The 15,277-nt window shown below is 67.0% G+C and carries 15 protein-coding genes and 1 pseudogene; 9 read left to right on the forward strand and 7 right to left on the reverse strand.

Annotated features, from left to right (window positions below):
- The first annotated feature begins 10 nt into the window (after nucleotides 1-10).
- The 3 genes from DMB66_RS51595 (at nucleotide 11) to DMB66_RS51605 (ending at nucleotide 2,398) form a co-directional block, all read left to right on the forward strand.
- Nucleotides 11-769 (forward strand): SAM-dependent methyltransferase, encoded by a 759-nt coding sequence (locus tag DMB66_RS51595; RefSeq protein WP_233625450.1) that lies wholly within the window; start codon nucleotides 11-13, stop codon nucleotides 767-769.
- Nucleotides 770-1,190: 421 nt separating this feature from the next.
- Nucleotides 1,191-1,409 (forward strand): hypothetical protein, encoded by a 219-nt coding sequence (locus DMB66_RS51600; RefSeq protein ID WP_125811426.1) that lies wholly within the window; start codon nucleotides 1,191-1,193, stop codon nucleotides 1,407-1,409.
- 113 nt (nucleotides 1,410-1,522) lie between these two features.
- Complete coding sequence (locus DMB66_RS51605) at nucleotides 1,523-2,398, forward strand: helix-turn-helix transcriptional regulator (RefSeq protein WP_125811427.1); 876 nt, start codon at nucleotides 1,523-1,525, stop codon at nucleotides 2,396-2,398.
- An 865-nt stretch (nucleotides 2,399-3,263) separates the two neighbouring features.
- Here the strand turns inward: DMB66_RS51605 and DMB66_RS64845 are convergent.
- From DMB66_RS64845 to DMB66_RS51615, 4 genes and pseudogenes are all read right to left on the reverse strand, one after another.
- The gene (locus DMB66_RS64845; protein WP_233625447.1) at nucleotides 3,264-3,620 is read right to left on the reverse strand and encodes a hypothetical protein; all 357 of its coding nucleotides are present in this window, start codon (nucleotides 3,618-3,620) and stop codon (nucleotides 3,264-3,266) included.
- Between the two features lie 89 nt (nucleotides 3,621-3,709).
- A pseudogene (locus tag DMB66_RS66325) lies at nucleotides 3,710-3,811 on the reverse strand (nucleotidyl transferase AbiEii/AbiGii toxin family protein); the annotation flags it as partial.
- Entirely contained in the window at nucleotides 3,808-3,954 is a 147-nt protein-coding gene (locus tag DMB66_RS64850; RefSeq protein WP_233625448.1) for a hypothetical protein, read from the reverse strand. The pseudogene DMB66_RS66325 and the gene DMB66_RS64850, both read right to left, overlap by 4 nt.
- Nucleotides 3,951-4,724 carry a type IV toxin-antitoxin system AbiEi family antitoxin gene (locus tag DMB66_RS51615; protein WP_158647637.1) on the reverse strand — a complete coding sequence of 258 codons (774 nt, stop codon included), beginning with the start codon at nucleotides 4,722-4,724 and terminating at the stop codon, nucleotides 3,951-3,953. The genes DMB66_RS64850 and DMB66_RS51615 overlap by 4 nt, the downstream gene beginning before the upstream one ends.
- Nucleotides 4,725-5,599: 875 nt before the next feature.
- On the opposite strand from DMB66_RS51615, the gene DMB66_RS51620 reads away from it, so the two are divergent.
- Complete coding sequence (locus DMB66_RS51620; RefSeq protein ID WP_125811430.1) at nucleotides 5,600-6,469, forward strand: phosphotransferase; 870 nt, start codon at nucleotides 5,600-5,602, stop codon at nucleotides 6,467-6,469.
- Nucleotides 6,470-6,763: 294 nt separating this feature from the next.
- Nucleotides 6,764-7,429 (forward strand): response regulator transcription factor, encoded by a 666-nt coding sequence (locus DMB66_RS51630; protein WP_125811431.1) that lies wholly within the window; start codon nucleotides 6,764-6,766, stop codon nucleotides 7,427-7,429.
- Nucleotides 7,430-7,709: 280 nt separating this feature from the next.
- Here the strand turns inward: DMB66_RS51630 and DMB66_RS51635 are convergent, their stop codons facing one another.
- The 3 genes from DMB66_RS51635 to DMB66_RS51645 are packed head-to-tail and all read right to left on the reverse strand — an operon-like array spanning nucleotide 7,710 to nucleotide 11,006.
- On the reverse strand, nucleotides 7,710-8,921 hold the full coding sequence (locus DMB66_RS51635) for a monooxygenase (protein ID WP_199753139.1): 1,212 nt from the start codon (nucleotides 8,919-8,921) through the stop codon (nucleotides 7,710-7,712).
- Nucleotides 8,922-8,970: 49 nt separating this feature from the next.
- Nucleotides 8,971-10,299, reverse strand: coding sequence for an MFS transporter (locus DMB66_RS51640; protein WP_125811432.1), 1,329 nt, complete (start codon nucleotides 10,297-10,299; stop codon nucleotides 8,971-8,973).
- Complete coding sequence (locus DMB66_RS51645; RefSeq protein WP_233625449.1) at nucleotides 10,296-11,006, reverse strand: helix-turn-helix transcriptional regulator; 711 nt, start codon at nucleotides 11,004-11,006, stop codon at nucleotides 10,296-10,298. Before DMB66_RS51645 ends, DMB66_RS51640 begins: the two co-directional genes overlap by 4 nt.
- 150 nt (nucleotides 11,007-11,156) lie before the next feature.
- Between DMB66_RS51645 and DMB66_RS51650 the strand changes: the two genes are divergently transcribed.
- The 4 genes from DMB66_RS51650 to DMB66_RS51665 all read left to right on the forward strand — a co-directional run.
- Nucleotides 11,157-11,462: a hypothetical protein gene (locus DMB66_RS51650; RefSeq protein WP_125811433.1), complete on the forward strand. Its 306-nt coding sequence runs from the start codon at nucleotides 11,157-11,159 to the stop codon at nucleotides 11,460-11,462.
- 796 nt (nucleotides 11,463-12,258) lie between these two features.
- On the forward strand, nucleotides 12,259-13,686 hold the full coding sequence (locus DMB66_RS51655; RefSeq protein WP_125811434.1) for a glycoside hydrolase family 15 protein: 1,428 nt from the start codon (nucleotides 12,259-12,261) through the stop codon (nucleotides 13,684-13,686).
- A complete protein-coding gene (gene iolE, locus DMB66_RS51660) occupies nucleotides 13,683-14,597 on the forward strand; it encodes a myo-inosose-2 dehydratase (RefSeq protein ID WP_125811435.1) in 915 nt (304 codons plus the stop codon). The genes DMB66_RS51655 and iolE overlap by 4 nt, the downstream gene beginning before the upstream one ends.
- A gap of 47 nt (nucleotides 14,598-14,644) precedes the next feature.
- A partial coding sequence (locus DMB66_RS51665) for a TIM barrel protein (protein WP_148112863.1) occupies nucleotides 14,645-15,277 on the forward strand: 633 nt, incomplete at its 3' end.

Below are 15,277 nucleotides of genomic sequence, written 5' to 3' on the forward strand. Positions count from 1 at the left end.
CAAGCCGAACATCGATACGACCAAGCCGAGCAGTGCCCGGGTCTGGAACTACATCCTGGGTGGCAGGGACAACTTCGAAATCGACCGCATGGTCGGCGATCAGGTCCGCGCGTCGTTTCCGGCCATCGTGGAGGTGGCACACGAGCAGCGCAAGTTTCTCGTGCGTGCGGTTACGCATCTCGTCGGCGTCGGGATTCGACAGTTCTTGGACATCGGTACCGGCCTGCCCACCGCCAACAATACGCACGAAGTCGCGCAAAGGTTGGCGCCAATGGCGTGCGTGGTCTACGTCGACAACGACCCACTCGTTCTTGCGCACGCCCGCGCCCTCCTGGACAGCAGCCCCGAGGGTGCCACCGACTACGTCGACTCCGATGTCGAAAACCCGCGCAGGATTGTGCAAGAGGCCCGCCGAACCCTGAATTTCAGCGAGCCGGTCGGGATCACCATGCTCGGCATCCTGGGTAACGTGGCGGATTACGCCGAGGCTCGAACCATCGTCGAGCACCTGGTCAACGCAGTCCCCTCCGGCAGCTACCTGGCAGTCTCCGACGGCACGAACACCAGCAAGGAGATCGTCGAAGGGCAGCGGGCCGCCAACCAAAGCGGTCACCCCTACCACCTGCGCAGCCCGGAAGAGATCCTCGGATATTTCGACAGGCTCGACCTGGTGGATCCCGGAGTGGTGTCCATACCGCATTGGCGGCCGGAAGCCGAACCGCCACCGCCGGCCCTGGACGGCTACTGCGGTGTTGGCCGCAAGCCGTAGGGCCTCAGCCCGACGATCACCGGGTCGAGTAGAGGGCTGGAGCCGGTCATCGTGGTCACTGCGTCGGTCTGTCAGTGGCCCCGGCAGGCACACGGCGTTGAGCGCCCTGCTCGTCGTGCACGACTGCCAGCCTACGCATGACACCGTCGCCGTCGTATTCGATCTTTCCAATCACGAAATGCAGATGCCCATCGCGGATCGTTGAGCCCATTGTCTGGACAGCGCTCGGATTCTCGCGGGCCGTCCAACTCCGTCACCCGCAAGAGTGATTCTTCGAGCTTGTGTCGGGCCGTCGCGCAACTGATCTCACTCTCGACGTGCACCAACGACGCGCGGGCGGAGTGGGCGGGCCTGACGCACGCGAATGCACGATTGCAGATGATCTTGCTGGGTTTCAGGGCGCCCCGGCACCATACGCGGCGTGAAGCAGAAGAAGAGCCGACAGTGTGTCCGGACTGGATCTTGCCACCCAAGCCGGCTCATTACGCGTGGCGCACTGATGTCGCTGGCTGTCATTGACGTTGCATTGATGTGCTTTTCCATCGTTCTGGTGGGTTTTGCTCAACCTGCTCTGGCCGCAATCACTGGCGCCGCCAGTGTCGGATTGGCGAACAAGCTGGCACGCAGGCTCCTGCCGTGAGACATCATCGCCGATGCGACTCTCGTGGCGGGCGACGTGCCTGCCGCGGAGCCGCTCGGTCTGCGTCGCTTTCAGCTTCTCAGCTTCTCAGCTGAGCGTCGAAAGGGAAGAATGTGGTACGCACCACGCCCTCGCCTCCGGATGGCAAGGGGCGGCCGAGTGACGCCTACGAGATACTCGGCCGTAGTCTTCGCTTGTTGCGGGAGTCCTGCGGTTTCAAGGTGAAGGAGGCTGCCCAGCTTATCGATGTGTCGCCGTCGAAGATTAGTCGGATTGAGCTTGGGCGCGTCGGTATCAAGGAAGTCGACCTTGATCGACTCCTGACGTTGTATGGCATTTCGGATGACAATGAACGGCTTGCCTTTCTGGAGCGGAACCATCGCCTGAGTGAACCCAGGTGGTGGAGCTCCTACAGTAACCATCTATCCGAATGGTACTGCTCGTATCTTCACTTGGAGTCGGAGGCCAAGTACATTCTTGAATACGAGGTTCGGCTTATTCCTGGACTGCTTCAGACCAGGGCGTATGCGGAGGCGGTGATACGCTCCACCTGCACGGACGAACAGCAGGTCCGCCGACTGATTGACGTGCGTATGCGGCGGCAACGCATGGTGCTGGAACGCGGAGCTCCCAAACTCTGGGCAATAGTCGAACATGCGGCACTTGTCGACAGCTTCGATGACTCTGAATTAATGCAGGAACAGATCGATTTCCTCCTTCGGATCACTGGGTCATCGGATGTGCGGATTCAAGTTCTGATGCCGGGCGCCGGAGCCCTCGCGTTCAGGGGGAACTCATTTTCCATTCTCCAGATGAAGGCCTCGGAGGTTGTCTATATGGAACACCTGGACCGTGCCTTCTTTCTTGACGAGCGCAAAGATTCCGAGCCGTACCGGCTTGCCATGAGCGAGTTGGTCATCGTTGCCGACGAACCGCGCAAGTCCCGTACGACGCTCGAGGAAATATCGCGTCGGAACAGGATGCGTTGATCGACAGAGCCCACTCGTCGTGCCCGACCAGCCGGTAACGGTGTTTGGGGCTTCGGGTGTGGGTCCGACGCCCTCGATGGTGCCTCGACAATCCGCGTCGGCTTGCCAGCATTCATGAGACCGTCCAGCGGGAGGCGACGACCAGTGAGGATCTTGGGCTCCGGCTGCATGGGCCGACGCTGAACCGTCCCTGGGCAGGTTTGGTTCTTTCTCCGCAGGTGCGATCCGCATGGGAGCCCAAGGACCCGGTGTTTACCGAGGCTCGCAGATCAGTCGCGTAGTGCCTCACGAGGCCGAGCCGCTACACCGGCTGCTCGATGAGATCGGTCTACGCGCGGGTGGCCCGTTCGGGGTTCGCCCTGGCCGGCGGGCACGCCGTCGCGGCACTCGGCGACGGGGGTGCCTTCGTCGCTTGCACGTTCGAACCGCGCCACAGGGCTGGCGGGCTCCGGCGCCTCGGGGGCGGTCACGTTCGACGAGGGGACAGGCACGGACGTCCTGCTCGGCGGTGAAGGCCGGCCGTGGCGCAGCGCGCAGGAGATCAGCAGCTTCGCCGCCTCTTCGAGGTTTCGGTCGGCGATGCTTCGTCCGCCACCGCCCTGACCAGCGACGACTACGGACCCGGGATCATGTCAGCGACCGGCGTCCGGCCTTGATGATCTAGTTCGAAAGCCCGGCCACGTCTTCTCGACCTCGGCCGAGGTGCCTCGGACCTGGCCTGGCACCACTGGACTACAACAAGATCGTCGCCAAAGCCGGACCGAGCGAGCTCAGCCGGGTCGCCTGTCTTCCGCTGGCCCGTGCGGCACGGACCCCGGACATCCCCGGCCGGCGAGGTTGTTGCGAAGAAATGTCCTTCGCCGAGTCAGTAGAGGCCGACATCGGTCAGTCGGCCGCCCGGCAGCGCAGCCAATGCGCGCAGCGCGTGGGGCCGGTCCTGTTCCCGGACTCGGGCAAGGAGCCGTTCGTCGTCGTCGAGATCGGCGAGGAACCGGAAATGGGTGCAGAGTGCCTCGGATAGTTCGGTAGCGGTGGGGACGGGGACGGCGAGCGCCCCGATGTCCTGTTCGTCGAACTCGCCGGTGCTGCGGTCGCGGAGCCACTTCTCGGGATTGAAGGGGGGCCCTTCGTGGCCGGGTTTCCAGAACGTCTCGGCGGCGTGGAGGCCGTTCGCGTCGACCCAGATTTTGAGAATGGCGAGACGGCGTACGAGGGTGTCCACTTGCCGCGTCGTTCGATGACGCCGTAGCTGAAGGGGCCGACCTTAAGGCCGTTGACGGCGACGATCAGGTTGGTGAGCGCGTCGTCGGGATCGGTGCCGATGTGGGTGCTGGAGAAGTCCAGATCGGGGGAGAATCGGCCGGCGTTTCCCGCGTACAGCTTGCGTAGCGCAGTACCGCCTTTGAATGTCAGGCGGCGAGGACGCCGTTCCCATGCAGGTGGCGAAGCAGCAGGTCTTGGGCGATGTCGACGATAGCGGCGTCCCATCCTTGGGAGCCGGCGCCCTGCGGTGTGTGCCGGGCGATGTGGCCGACGGTGATGGCGATGTCGTTCATGCGGTGGTTCGCAGGGTGCGAGGGTCGAACGGGAGGCTGGTGTCGGCGACTTGCCAGGTGTTGTCGTGGCGCAGGAGGTGCCCTCGCGGGCCGAACCATGTTTTGCCCTGCGGGGGGACCATTTCGCGGATCGCGGCAGCGAGGTCCGGTCGCATCCCCTGGAGCAGGTAGCCGGTGCGGGCGCGGGTAGCGGCCGGCCGGTCGGTCAGTTCGAGGGACAGCGGTTGCCAGGACAGCTCGGTGGCGAGCTCTGGGAGCCATTCGAGCGCGCTCGTCCAGGAGCGCACGGCGCCGGGTTTCGTCGTCATGTGCACGAGGATGCTGTCTGCGGTGAGCACTGGTACGCCGCGTAGCTCCTGATAGGGGAGGCGGGGATCGAATACCGAGGCCGCGACGCTGGAGGGCAACTGACGGGCCAGCTCGGTGACGGCGGCTGCGATTTCGATGCGGGTCGGAAGGCGGTCGGCGAAGCCGTGTGCCCAGGCAGCGGCCTGGAAGGTCAGGGCGCACCGTGCGGTCGGTCGCTGGGCCAGAAAGGCGCGTAGGGGCGTGAGTGGGTCGTTGCGGGAGTATGCGCCGGCGGTAGCAGCCGGCGCGAACTCCCAGACGCCACGCTGCCCGGTGGCCAGTAGCCAGCCCCGCTCGCGCAGTCGCGCGGCGACGATCCGGGTCGGGGTGCGTAGCCGGTGGCGTTCGACGAGCTGGGCGAGTTGCTTGATGGTGACGAACGTGGGTTGCTCAAGCTCCAGATCTTCGAGTATGCCTCCCATCGACGATGGGATCGTCCGTGTCATCAGGCGGGCCTTTGTATCAGTGGTAGTTACTGCCGATGCCAGAATGGCACTGCCCGGCGCCGGTGTCAATTCAGTAGTGTAAGTAACCGTACAGGTTACCTGGCCTGAATCCTGACACCTTCAGAGCTGCGCTACAGCTTCACATCTGGCAAGTAGGGTGCGAAGTAGGTGTCAAGTAGCGTGAAGGGTCAGGCGGGAAGCAAGGGCTGCCCGCCGCGCGGCCGCTTGCCGCCGCCTGCGCCGCTGCCGCCGCGCCGCCGGTGACGATGCACGGCTACTCTGCGCTGCGCTGTTGTCCGCTCAGGCGGATGCCCGCACTGCCGACGGGGCCGTAGACTGCGACGGCGTCGTAGTGGTTGCCGCCGAGTTGTTCTGGTTGAGAGTTGATCGCCAGTCGCCGATCGAAACTTTGCCAAATCCGGGGTGGCGGCTCAACGGAGCTCTGGTGAATCCTGGGGAAGAGGCCCGAAATCGCCGTTTTCCCAGCTCAGGTGGGGCGCGCTCGTAATTCACCCAGATCTATGAGGGCACCAACCAGGTGCAGCGCATCGTGATGGCGCGGCAGCTTCTCAAGGACTGATCTGCGTAGATCAATCGCTGCGGTTCAAAGTAAGTGCAGGTCAAGGCCCTTCACCCGTTCGGTTGAAGGGCCTTTATGTACTCGGTGGTCGCAAGGTGGTCGCATGAGTCCCTTTCCTGTGAACCGCTCGCGATAGCTGAACTGCGCCGACCAATGACCTGGTGCGGGGTCGACACGTGCCGACCCGATCGGTTGGGCGTGGGATCCGCCCAGGCGGATCCTTCTGCGTGGGTCCTCGACCTTCCCGGTGTCGTTCAGCAGGATGGTCGGTGTGCAGGTGACCCCGAGCGTGCCGGACCGTCCTCTCGCCGGCGACGACGTGTTCGAGCACCTGCCGGGCTTCCAACTCGGCGAGCGGCTACGGGCGACAGACAAGGCCGTGACCGTCGCCGGCCGTTGGCGGGGTGAAGAGGTCGTCGCGAAACAGTTGACCAGCACCGACCGGCACTGGGTGAAACGCTTCGCTCACGAGGTCACCGCTTACCAGGTCTTCGCCGCCTCACCGCCGCCCTGGCGGACACCGCGGCTGCACTACGCCGCCCAGCGGCTGCTGGTCATCCAACGGCTCCCCGGGGCGCCGCCGCACACCGACCGGTATCCGCCGCGGCTGCCCGAGGCGACCGTGACGGGCATGATCGACGCCCTCGCGGCATTCGCGGCCTGGCAGCCTCCGGCCGGGCCGCTGCGCAAGCCGGCCACCGACTTGCCGGCCCGCATCCGCCGCTACACAGCGGCCGGGGACCTGCCCGTCGACGACCAGCACACGCTCGTTGCCGCCGTCACGGCCGCGCCTGCGCAGTTCGGCCACGGCGATCCGCTACCGAGCAATGCGCTGTCCACCGGCAACGATCCTCTGATCTTCATTGACTTCGAGTTTGTGGGGTTCTATCCGGGCGGGGCGGATCTCGCCCTGCTGGGGCTCTGGCTCGGCCGCCACGACCCCGCCGCCGAACAGCGGTGTGCGCAGACCGCGGCAGCGGCCGGTCACCTGCACAGTTATCGGGCGATGCGCGTGCTGTGGGTCGCCCGGGAACAGCGTCTCTACCACGGCCTGTTCGACACCGCGGGCGACCACCGGCAGTGGCTCGGCGTCCAGGCCACCGCCGCGATCGCCGCGTTCCGGGAGACGGCCCGTGCTTGACCTCGTGCCGGAGCCCGCCGAAACGCTGTGAAGGCCAGGCAAGGAACGTGGGAAAGGCCAATGAAGGCGGGCGGCCCGCCCGACGACGAACCCGCGCCGGTGGCCAACCGGACTGAGCGCCGTTTTAACAGTCGTCTCAGGTTCGCTCGGTATGAAGTAGGCATCGCCGGGCGACGCGGGTCTCGGCCTCGCCGGCATGGCCGAACGCGCCGCGCTCTATGGCGGCACGGTCAGCGCCGGCCCCGCACCGGACGGCGGCTGGACCGTCCATGCGACCCTGAAAGGCAGCCATTCATGATCTCTGTGCTCGTGGTGGACGCCCAGCCGCTGCAGCGCTTCGGGTTTCGCATGCTGCTGGAGAGCACCCCCGACACCGAGATCGTCGGCGAGGCCGAGAACGGCGCCGAGGCCGTTCGGTGGACCACCAAGCTGCATCCCGACGTCGTGCTGATGGACATCCGCATGCCGGGCGTCGACGGGATCGAGGCCACCCGGCGCATCGTCGCCGCCGGTGGGCGTTCGCGGATCCTGGTGCTGACGACGTTCGACGTGGACCGGTATGCGCTTGCCGCGCTGCGGGCCGGGGCGAGCGGTTTCCTGCTCAAGGATATCCGCCCGGAGGAGCTGCTCGCCGGCATCCGGGCCGTCGCCGCCGGGGACGCGGTGATCGCGCCGGCGCTGACTCGGCGGCTGCTCGACGCGTTCGCCGACCGGCTCGACGATGACCTCTGCGGGCCCGTGCGGGAGGATCCCCGGCTGAACTCCCTGACCGACCGCGAGCGCGAGATCCTCGTCGCCATCGGCCACGGCCTCACCAACGGCGAGATCGCGCAACGGTTCACGCTGTCGGAGTCGACGGTGAAGACCCACGTCGGGCGGGTCCTTGCCAAGATCGGTGCACGGGACCGGATCCAGGCCGTCATCCTCGCCTACGACCTGAGACTCACCCGGCCGATCTAGCGCTTCATCTCGCGCGTCCGTCGGGGGCGCGACCGTAGTTCCCAGCCGATCCGCTCCGGCCGATCCGCTCCGGCCGGGCCGATCCGCTCCGGCAGGGCAGGGCCGGGCCGATCCGCGTGATCGACCGCTCCGCTGCCGGGTCCGCGTGCAGCCGTCCAAGTCACCGCCCGTCCGACCGCCACGACGCCGCACGGGGTGTGAGTTCAGTGTGGACGTGTGTGAGCTCAGAGCTGTTCTTCGGCTCGTTGACCTCGGTGAGCTCACACACGTCGACGCTTCGTCAGGACTTGCGGGGGGAGACCGTCATGATGCCCGTGCACATCTCGTCGCTGGTGCCGTCGCCCCACACCACGTAGCGCGGCGGCAGCTTGCTCAGCTGCGGCAGCCGTTTGCGCAGCGCCGCGTCGTGCGTACACGTCACCCGCAGCGTGTCCCCCGGACCGATCTCCACCGGCGACGGCAGCTTCACCAGCCGCTGGTTGTCGAAGTCGAACTGCGGCACGTCCAGCACGACCTTGGCGTTCGGCCTGCCCGGGTTGAGTTCGACCTTGATGGCCCGCCCGAGCAGGTGCATGTGGCCGAAACCGGCGAACAGCGTCATCGGCGCCGGCACCTTGTGGTCGCAGGTCTGGGTGTCACCGGGCTTCGGCGCGCTCTGGCCGCACTCCTCCAGCTGCTCGTCCGCGGTGCCGCCGACCTCCGACCCGAACCGCTTCGTCACGTCCGCGATCGAGGCCGCCCGGTCACAGAGCGGACCCGACTCGTCGGCGGCGCAGGGCAGGTCGGTCGGCGCGTCGAGCGGGAACGTCGTGAGTTCCCGGGTCTGCGGCGTGCCGTCCGTCAGCCGCAGCCGCACCGCCGAGCGGTCCGACCCGGCCGGTTGGCCGTCGGTCGCGAGCAGGTTGTAGTGGACCTGGAGGATGATCAGACTCCCCGGCTCCAGCTTGAAGCCGATGTCCTGGGTGAACAGCGTCTCCGTGGCGCCCGGCGCCCAGGTGTCTACCCATGTCGCGCCCTGGTCCTCGCCCTCCACATCGGCGCCGGGCACGCCGGTCCCGCCGAAACACTGCCAGCCGGGGCCGGGGGTCTTCGCGTCCTGCTTACGCACCAGGGCAGCACGGTCCGGCGGCACCGCGTACACGATGGCGTGGTGCGCGATGGCGACGTTCTCCGGTGCGAATTGGGTACCGGTCAGGAACTGCGCCTTGGTCAGGCCCGGATCGATCACCTGGCACCGGTACTCGTCCGTGCCGCCGCCCTCCGGCGGTGCGGGCGTGTAGGCCTCGGCCATCTTCAGGTCGACGAACCGCTCGCCGGCGCGCAGCGGCTGCGGTGGAGCCGACGACCCGCCCGCGTGCGCGCTGTGCGAGCCGGCCGCGGCGGGCGCCGCATTGTTGTCGGCGTCCGACCCGCAGGCGACGACAACGAACGCCGTCGCCAGCGCCATGGTGGCCACCCCGAACCTCCGCAGTGGACTGTCAGGTTTCGTCATAGCCAGAACGCTAGGCCCGATTCCGTCCCGTTTCGTCGTACTGCGGTCGTCATCCTCGGGAGGGAAGCGGTACGACGGTACTACCAACCGGCTCACCGTCGACCGCTGACAAACCGTCGGCGGCAGTGCCATCAACCTGCCGTTCAACAGCATCAGCGGGAGTTTCTCCGAGGGCGCTGACCGGCAGGTCGCGCCGTCTCTTCAGGGGTCCTATCAGCAGGATCAGACCGGTCAGCGCGAGCCCACCGGTCATGCACCACATCGCCGGCCGGGTGCCGATCGCGGTGGCCAGCCCACCCGCGATCAACGCTCCCAGAGGGACTGCGCCGAGATTGAGGAACTGCATGCTGACCACGACCCGGCCCAGCAGTCGCGGCGGCGTGTACTGCTGGCGGAAGGCAGCCTTCACGACATTGCCCGCCACCACGCCGACCCCGATGACTGCCCCGCCCACGACCAGGAGCGTCAGTCCTGCTCCGGGCCTGGTCATCGGGATGAGCAGCCCGAAAGGGGTCGCCCCCATCTCGCACAGCAGCATCGCCCGGGCGGTGCCGACACGGCGGGAGAGGGGGGTGGCGACCGCAGCACCGAGCACGCCACCGCAGCTGATCGCAGCGATCAGGACACCAACCGTGCTCCCGCCGACGCCGACGTCGCGGACCAGGAACACCACGAGCAGCGACTGGTAGCCGATCAGGCCGATGTTGCTGGCCGCGCCGTACCCGGTGAGGACCCGCAAGTAGGGGTCGCGGGCCACGAATCTGATTCCCTCGATGACGTCCTTGCCCAGCCGGGTCTGCTCGCGGGCCGGCCGGCGTTCCCGGTGCCGGATCGCCGTGAGGCAGAGCGCGGAAACGGCGAAGCTGAACGCGTCGACCAGCACCGCACTCGCCGCGCCGACCAGGTGGACGATCACGCCCGCTATCCCCGGACCGGCGACCTGCATAGTGGACTCGGTGCCGTGCAGCACCGCGTTGCCGCGGGCAAGCTCGCTGCTGGTCAGCAGCGACGGCAAGTAGGCCTGGTTCGCGGTCTGGAAGAACACCGCTGCGGCGCCGGCCGCCACCGAGACCGCGAGGAGTTGTCCAAGGGTGAGCACCCCGAGCCACGCGGCCACCGGAATGCTGAGGAAGAGCAGTGCCGAGACCAGGTCGCAGGCGATCATGACGGGCCGGCGTCGGAGCCGATCCACCCACGCGCCAGCCGGCAGCCCGATCAGCAGCCAGGGCAGCCACGTCGCCGCGTACAGCAACGTAGATTGGAACGCGGTCGCGTTCAGCGTGGTGACCGCGATCAGCGGCAGAGCCACACCGGTGATGCTGCTGCCCAGCTTGCTGCTCGCTTCGGCACCCCAGAGCAGGCGGAATCCCCGGCTCACGGTTGCGCGGGGACCGCGTGGGCAAAGAAGAAGACTGGGTCGCGATGCCGGCCGTCCTTCGGCGCCTGCCGGTTCTTCCAGTGCTCCACTAGCGCGAGCAGTTGTTCCTCGAACTCGCTCAGTTCCTCCGGCGTCAGCCGCAGCCAGTGGTCGGTCGCGAACGGCGCCTCACCCCAGGTCTCCTTCTCAGACTCCCGGCTCGCGTGCCAGGCACGTACCAGACTGACCTGCCGATCGAGGTTGAGCGCGACCGCCGCGCTCGCCACCGCCTGGCTCGCCGGGTCGGCGTCGAAGTCGGCTGTGGACCAACGCACGGCCGGCGCCACCAGTTGCCACCAGCGTTCCCGCCGGTCACGGGCCAGTTCGGGGGCCTCGGTGACCAGGTCGCATCCGGCGAGCACCTTCATGTGGTGGCTGACGTTGGCGACCGCTTGCCCGGTGCGGGCAGCCAGCATGCTCGGCGTCGATGGGCCGTCCACCTTCAGCACGTCCATCAGCCGTCGTCGCAGCGGATGGGCTAGCGCCGCGAGGACCTTCAACTCGGTGACGTCACGGATTCCTTCAGCGTTCATGTCACCCATCCTGCATATGCAAGACTCATTGCGCAACACCTCTTGCGAGCTGGAACGCGGAGTTCCCGGCAAGGTGGGGCCGTCAGGGATGCGGCCCGGGCGGTGCCCTCCGGAAATGTCGTAGGCATCGACCATGATGCTCGGGTGGCCTACGACCTGACGCGGATCGGTGACAAAGAATTCGAGGCCCTGTGCCGGGCGCTGGCCGTTCGACCTGGCTGAAACCCACCTCCGCGCGGGTGCGGCGCGGGCCGCGTTCCGCGATATCTGATCGTCACGACCAATGTGCGTCTCTCGTCCGTTGCCGGCACGGGTGGCATCGACCAGGTGCGGGCCATGCTCGCCGAGTCCGTGAAGCAGTTGAGGCTCAGCGGCTGGGCCATCTGGGACGCGAATCAGATCAGCGCCTATCTCGACGCCTACCCGGAGATCGCTCAGCGGTTCTCCGCGTTCATCACGTCGAGCGACGTGCTCGCCAAGGCCTTCGAACAGCAGGAGAAGGCCGCCGCCCGGAAGCCGACGGGTAACCCGGCCGCGAGATGCCCCTCGTGCGGCACGCAACAGCGGTCCCAGCGGATGTCGGCGTTGTGACGAAATTGGTGGTCGCGCTGGTGGTCGTGGCGATTGCGGTCCCGCTGGCGATGCGCGCTATTCGCAATGCGAGCAGGCAGCGCCCCGTGTTGAAACTCGCGCGATGGCTCTGGCACCGAGCCTGGTGCTGCCGCAGGTGTGACCTCGCATGGATAGCCACCCCGGATCTGCCGCCGAGGTTGTGGGGGCGCCCGTTCCGGATTTCGGCGACAGCGTCGTCTCTGCGGTCGATAGCCCAGATGATCCTGACCGACCGCTCATCCCGGGCTCACCGTCAACCGACCGCTCCTGGCCCGCTGCCTCCGAAGTAGGCGGCCGCTACCGGCGCGCTCGGCCGGGGCGCGTCGGCGAAATCATCACTGACCGAGACCGGAGCTCTCGGGGGCCGACCCTGCGCGGGATCAGCCGCGATCCGTGCGACGCCGGGGGTCGGGGGTGCGGGATTCAGACTCGTCGTGGTCGTCGTGGGGATCGCGGCGCATGTCGTCAAAGCAGCCGTGAAGTGCCCCCTGGCCTGGGAGGATCGGCTTGTTGAGAACCACGTCCAGAACCAGACAGGGAGCCCGGATGGGCGCGACACCGGGTCATCGGCGGTGCGGACGCCGGTCAACCGCAGCGGCCCGGGGTTCGAACCCGCCGGCAGGCGAGAGCTCGAAAACCGCGCGATGTGACGTTCAAGGCGACCACTGCGGCCGCGTCCCTTTCAGGTCCTGACCACCACCTCTTGCCGATCACCTGTGACGAGGTCTGGATTGCCGAGGATCCCGTCGCGCACATCACGAAAGGCACACCTCGAATGTCTGCCTCAACGACCATCGCCAATGCGCCGGCCCGCACCAACCGCTCGGTCGGCGCCCTCCAGCCGCGGGCCGACGTCCAGACCTCGCTGGCGCCCGGGTCCGTCGACCTGCCATCTCTCGTGCCACTCATGTACGCGCTCATGCTCCGGAACATCGCCAGTGACGGGTTCGCCTTCAGCGACCCGCTGGCGCCCGGGGACTATGCCAAGGATTCCAAGCCCGGCTGCATCATCGCCGCCCCGTCGTTCCCGGCCGACACCCCCGGCATCGACGAGGACTATGTCTTCAACTGGGTGCGCGACGGCGCCATCACCGCCATGGAGGTCGCCATGGCCGAGATGGCGACGCGCCCGGGCGGGACGGTCCAGACGCTCAACGACTACGTCCAGTTCGCCGACCTCTGCCATGCCAACGCACAGCCGACGAAGGGCCACGCCTGCTTCACCATCGCCGGGGAAGCGCGGCCCTGGACGGAGCAGAACGACGGACCGGCCCTGCAATCGGTCACCATCCTGGCGGCCTATGACCAGCTGGACGCGGGCACCCAGAAGACCGCGGTGGGGCTGGTCAACGCCAACGTGGCCTTCCTGCTCACCGTCTACGACAAGCCCACGACCAATCTGTGGGAGGAGCACTTCGGCTACAGCTTCTTCGCTCGCGCCGCCACCCTGCGGTGCTTCCAGGAGGTGCTGGCCACCTCCGTCGCCGGGATCGACAAGCCGGACGGCCTGCAGCCGGCCGTCGAGTGGCTGCGCCAGGCCATCGCGGGGCACTGGGACGGAAGCAAGTACATCAGCATGATGGCCGACCCGGGCGACGGCAGCGCGCCCTCTCCGCAGCGCCCGGTGGTCGACGGTTACGACCCCAACATCGACATCGTCCAAGCGTGCGTCTACGGCGCGGTGCCCTGCACCGACACCAGGATGCTGGCAACCGCTGCCCAGCTGCGCTCCCAGTGGGAGGAGGGCGGCATCGCCTCGTACCCGATCAACAAGGCCGACCAGGCGCTCCGCCTCGGCCCGCTCTTCGGCCGCTACCCCGGTGACGTGTACGACGGTGACGCCGCCAACCCGGTGCTGGGCGGTCACCCGTGGGCCTTGTCCACCTGCAACGTGGCAGAGCTGCACTACCGGCTGGCCGCCGAGATCAGGTCGAGCGGCCGGGTCCCCTTCGACGACCTGTCCGCCCCGTTCTTCGCCCCGTCCGGAGTCACCGAGTCGACCGCCGCCGGAGCCGCTGCCGATGCCCTGGTAGCGACCGGTGACGCCATGGTGCGAGCGGTTGTCTACCACAGCGACAACCTCGAGATCTCGGAGCAGTTCGACGGCGCGACGGGGTACGAGCGCAGCGTCAACAACCTCACCTGGAGCTACGCCTCCTACCTGTCGGCGATGCGGGCCCGGCTGAACGGAGCAGCGAAATGACAGCGTTGGCCGGTCGCCTCGGCCCGGACAAGGTGAAGCTGGGCGTCTGCTGCACCTTGTGGTGGAACGACGACTTCCCGACCATCGACGCGGGCATCTCCTTCGGCCAGGCCGTGAGCGAGATGGCGCTCGCCGGCTTTCAGGGCTGCAGCATCGGGCACAAGTACCCCTCGGATCCGGTGGTGCTCAAGGCCGCTCTCGACCTGCGGGGATTGCAGATCTCCGAGCCGTGGACGAGCACCTATTTCACGATCGGCAAGATGCGGCAGAAGACGATCGACAGCTTCGAGGAGACGCTGGCCCACGTCAAGGCGCTGGGCGGGACCGAGCTGGTGGTGGCCGAGTTCGGGGCTTCGTCGCACCTGCTCCCGATCGACGTGTTCGCCAACCGCCCGGTGTTCACCGACGCCCAGTGGGACGCCCTGACGTCGGGCCTGGAGGAACTCGGCAAGATCGCCACCTCGGCCGGGATGAGGCTCAGCTATCACCACCACATGGGTACGGGCGTCATGACCCGGGCCGACGTCGACCGCCTGATGGCTTCGACCGATCCGAACCTGGTTTCCCTGTTGCTCGACACCGCTCACATCACCTTCGCCGGCGACGACCCGCTGGACATGGCCCGGGCCTACGCCGACCGCATCGGCCACGTTCATCTGAAGAGCGTCCGTCCCGAGGTCGTGAGCCGGGTCCGGGAAGAAGGTCTGTCGTTCCAGGACGGCGTCGAGCTCGGTGTCTTCACCGTGCCCGGTGATGGCGCGATCGATTTCCGGCCCATCCTCGAGGTGCTCGCCGACGCCGACTACCGGGGATGGCTGGTCGTGGAAGCCGAGCAGGACCCGAACAAGGCCAACCCGCTCGAGTACGCGAAGAAGGCCCGTGCCTACCTTGCCGACGTGCTGGGTTGGTAAGCGGAATCCGTAAATGATCAACATATTCGGAACGGTGTGAAAATACCATGGGTGCGAAACTCAGGCGAGAGATCTATTTCAGCTTCTTCATGTTCACGGCCGATCTGAGGCCGGACGACACGCGCTACACCCAGATTCTGATCGATCATCTCAAGGCCCTTACCGATATGGGCTACGACGGCTTCGACATGCACATCGCCCCACCGGCGGCCACCGTCGACCAGCAGCACGAGGTCGACAGCTATGTCCGCTTGAAGAAGGCATTCGACGCGGCCGGCGTGCGGGACGCGAAGTTTACGACCAACGTCGGAACCACGCGGACCTTCGACCCGACCTCACCCTATGCGGAACAGCGCGCACAGGCCCTGGCCTACCTCAAGTCGCGCGTCGACATCACCCACGTGCTGGGCGGCGACGACTCGATCATGTCAGGGCCCTTCCTCTATCCGTACGGCGTCTTTCCGCTCACCGACAGCGGCGAGCCGATCTGGAGCGACGCCCTGCTGGATTGGATGCAGCCGCGGTATCTGGCGGCGCGCTCCATCTTTCGGGAATTGGCGGACTACGCCGCCACGAAGAAGGTGCAGCTCGCCATCGAGCCCATCAAGAGCTGGGAATCTCCGCCGCCGAACATGGTGTCGGAGGCGCTGGACTTCCTCGATGACGCCGAGATCGCGCGG

Source organism: Actinoplanes sp. ATCC 53533 (assembly GCF_003947245.1).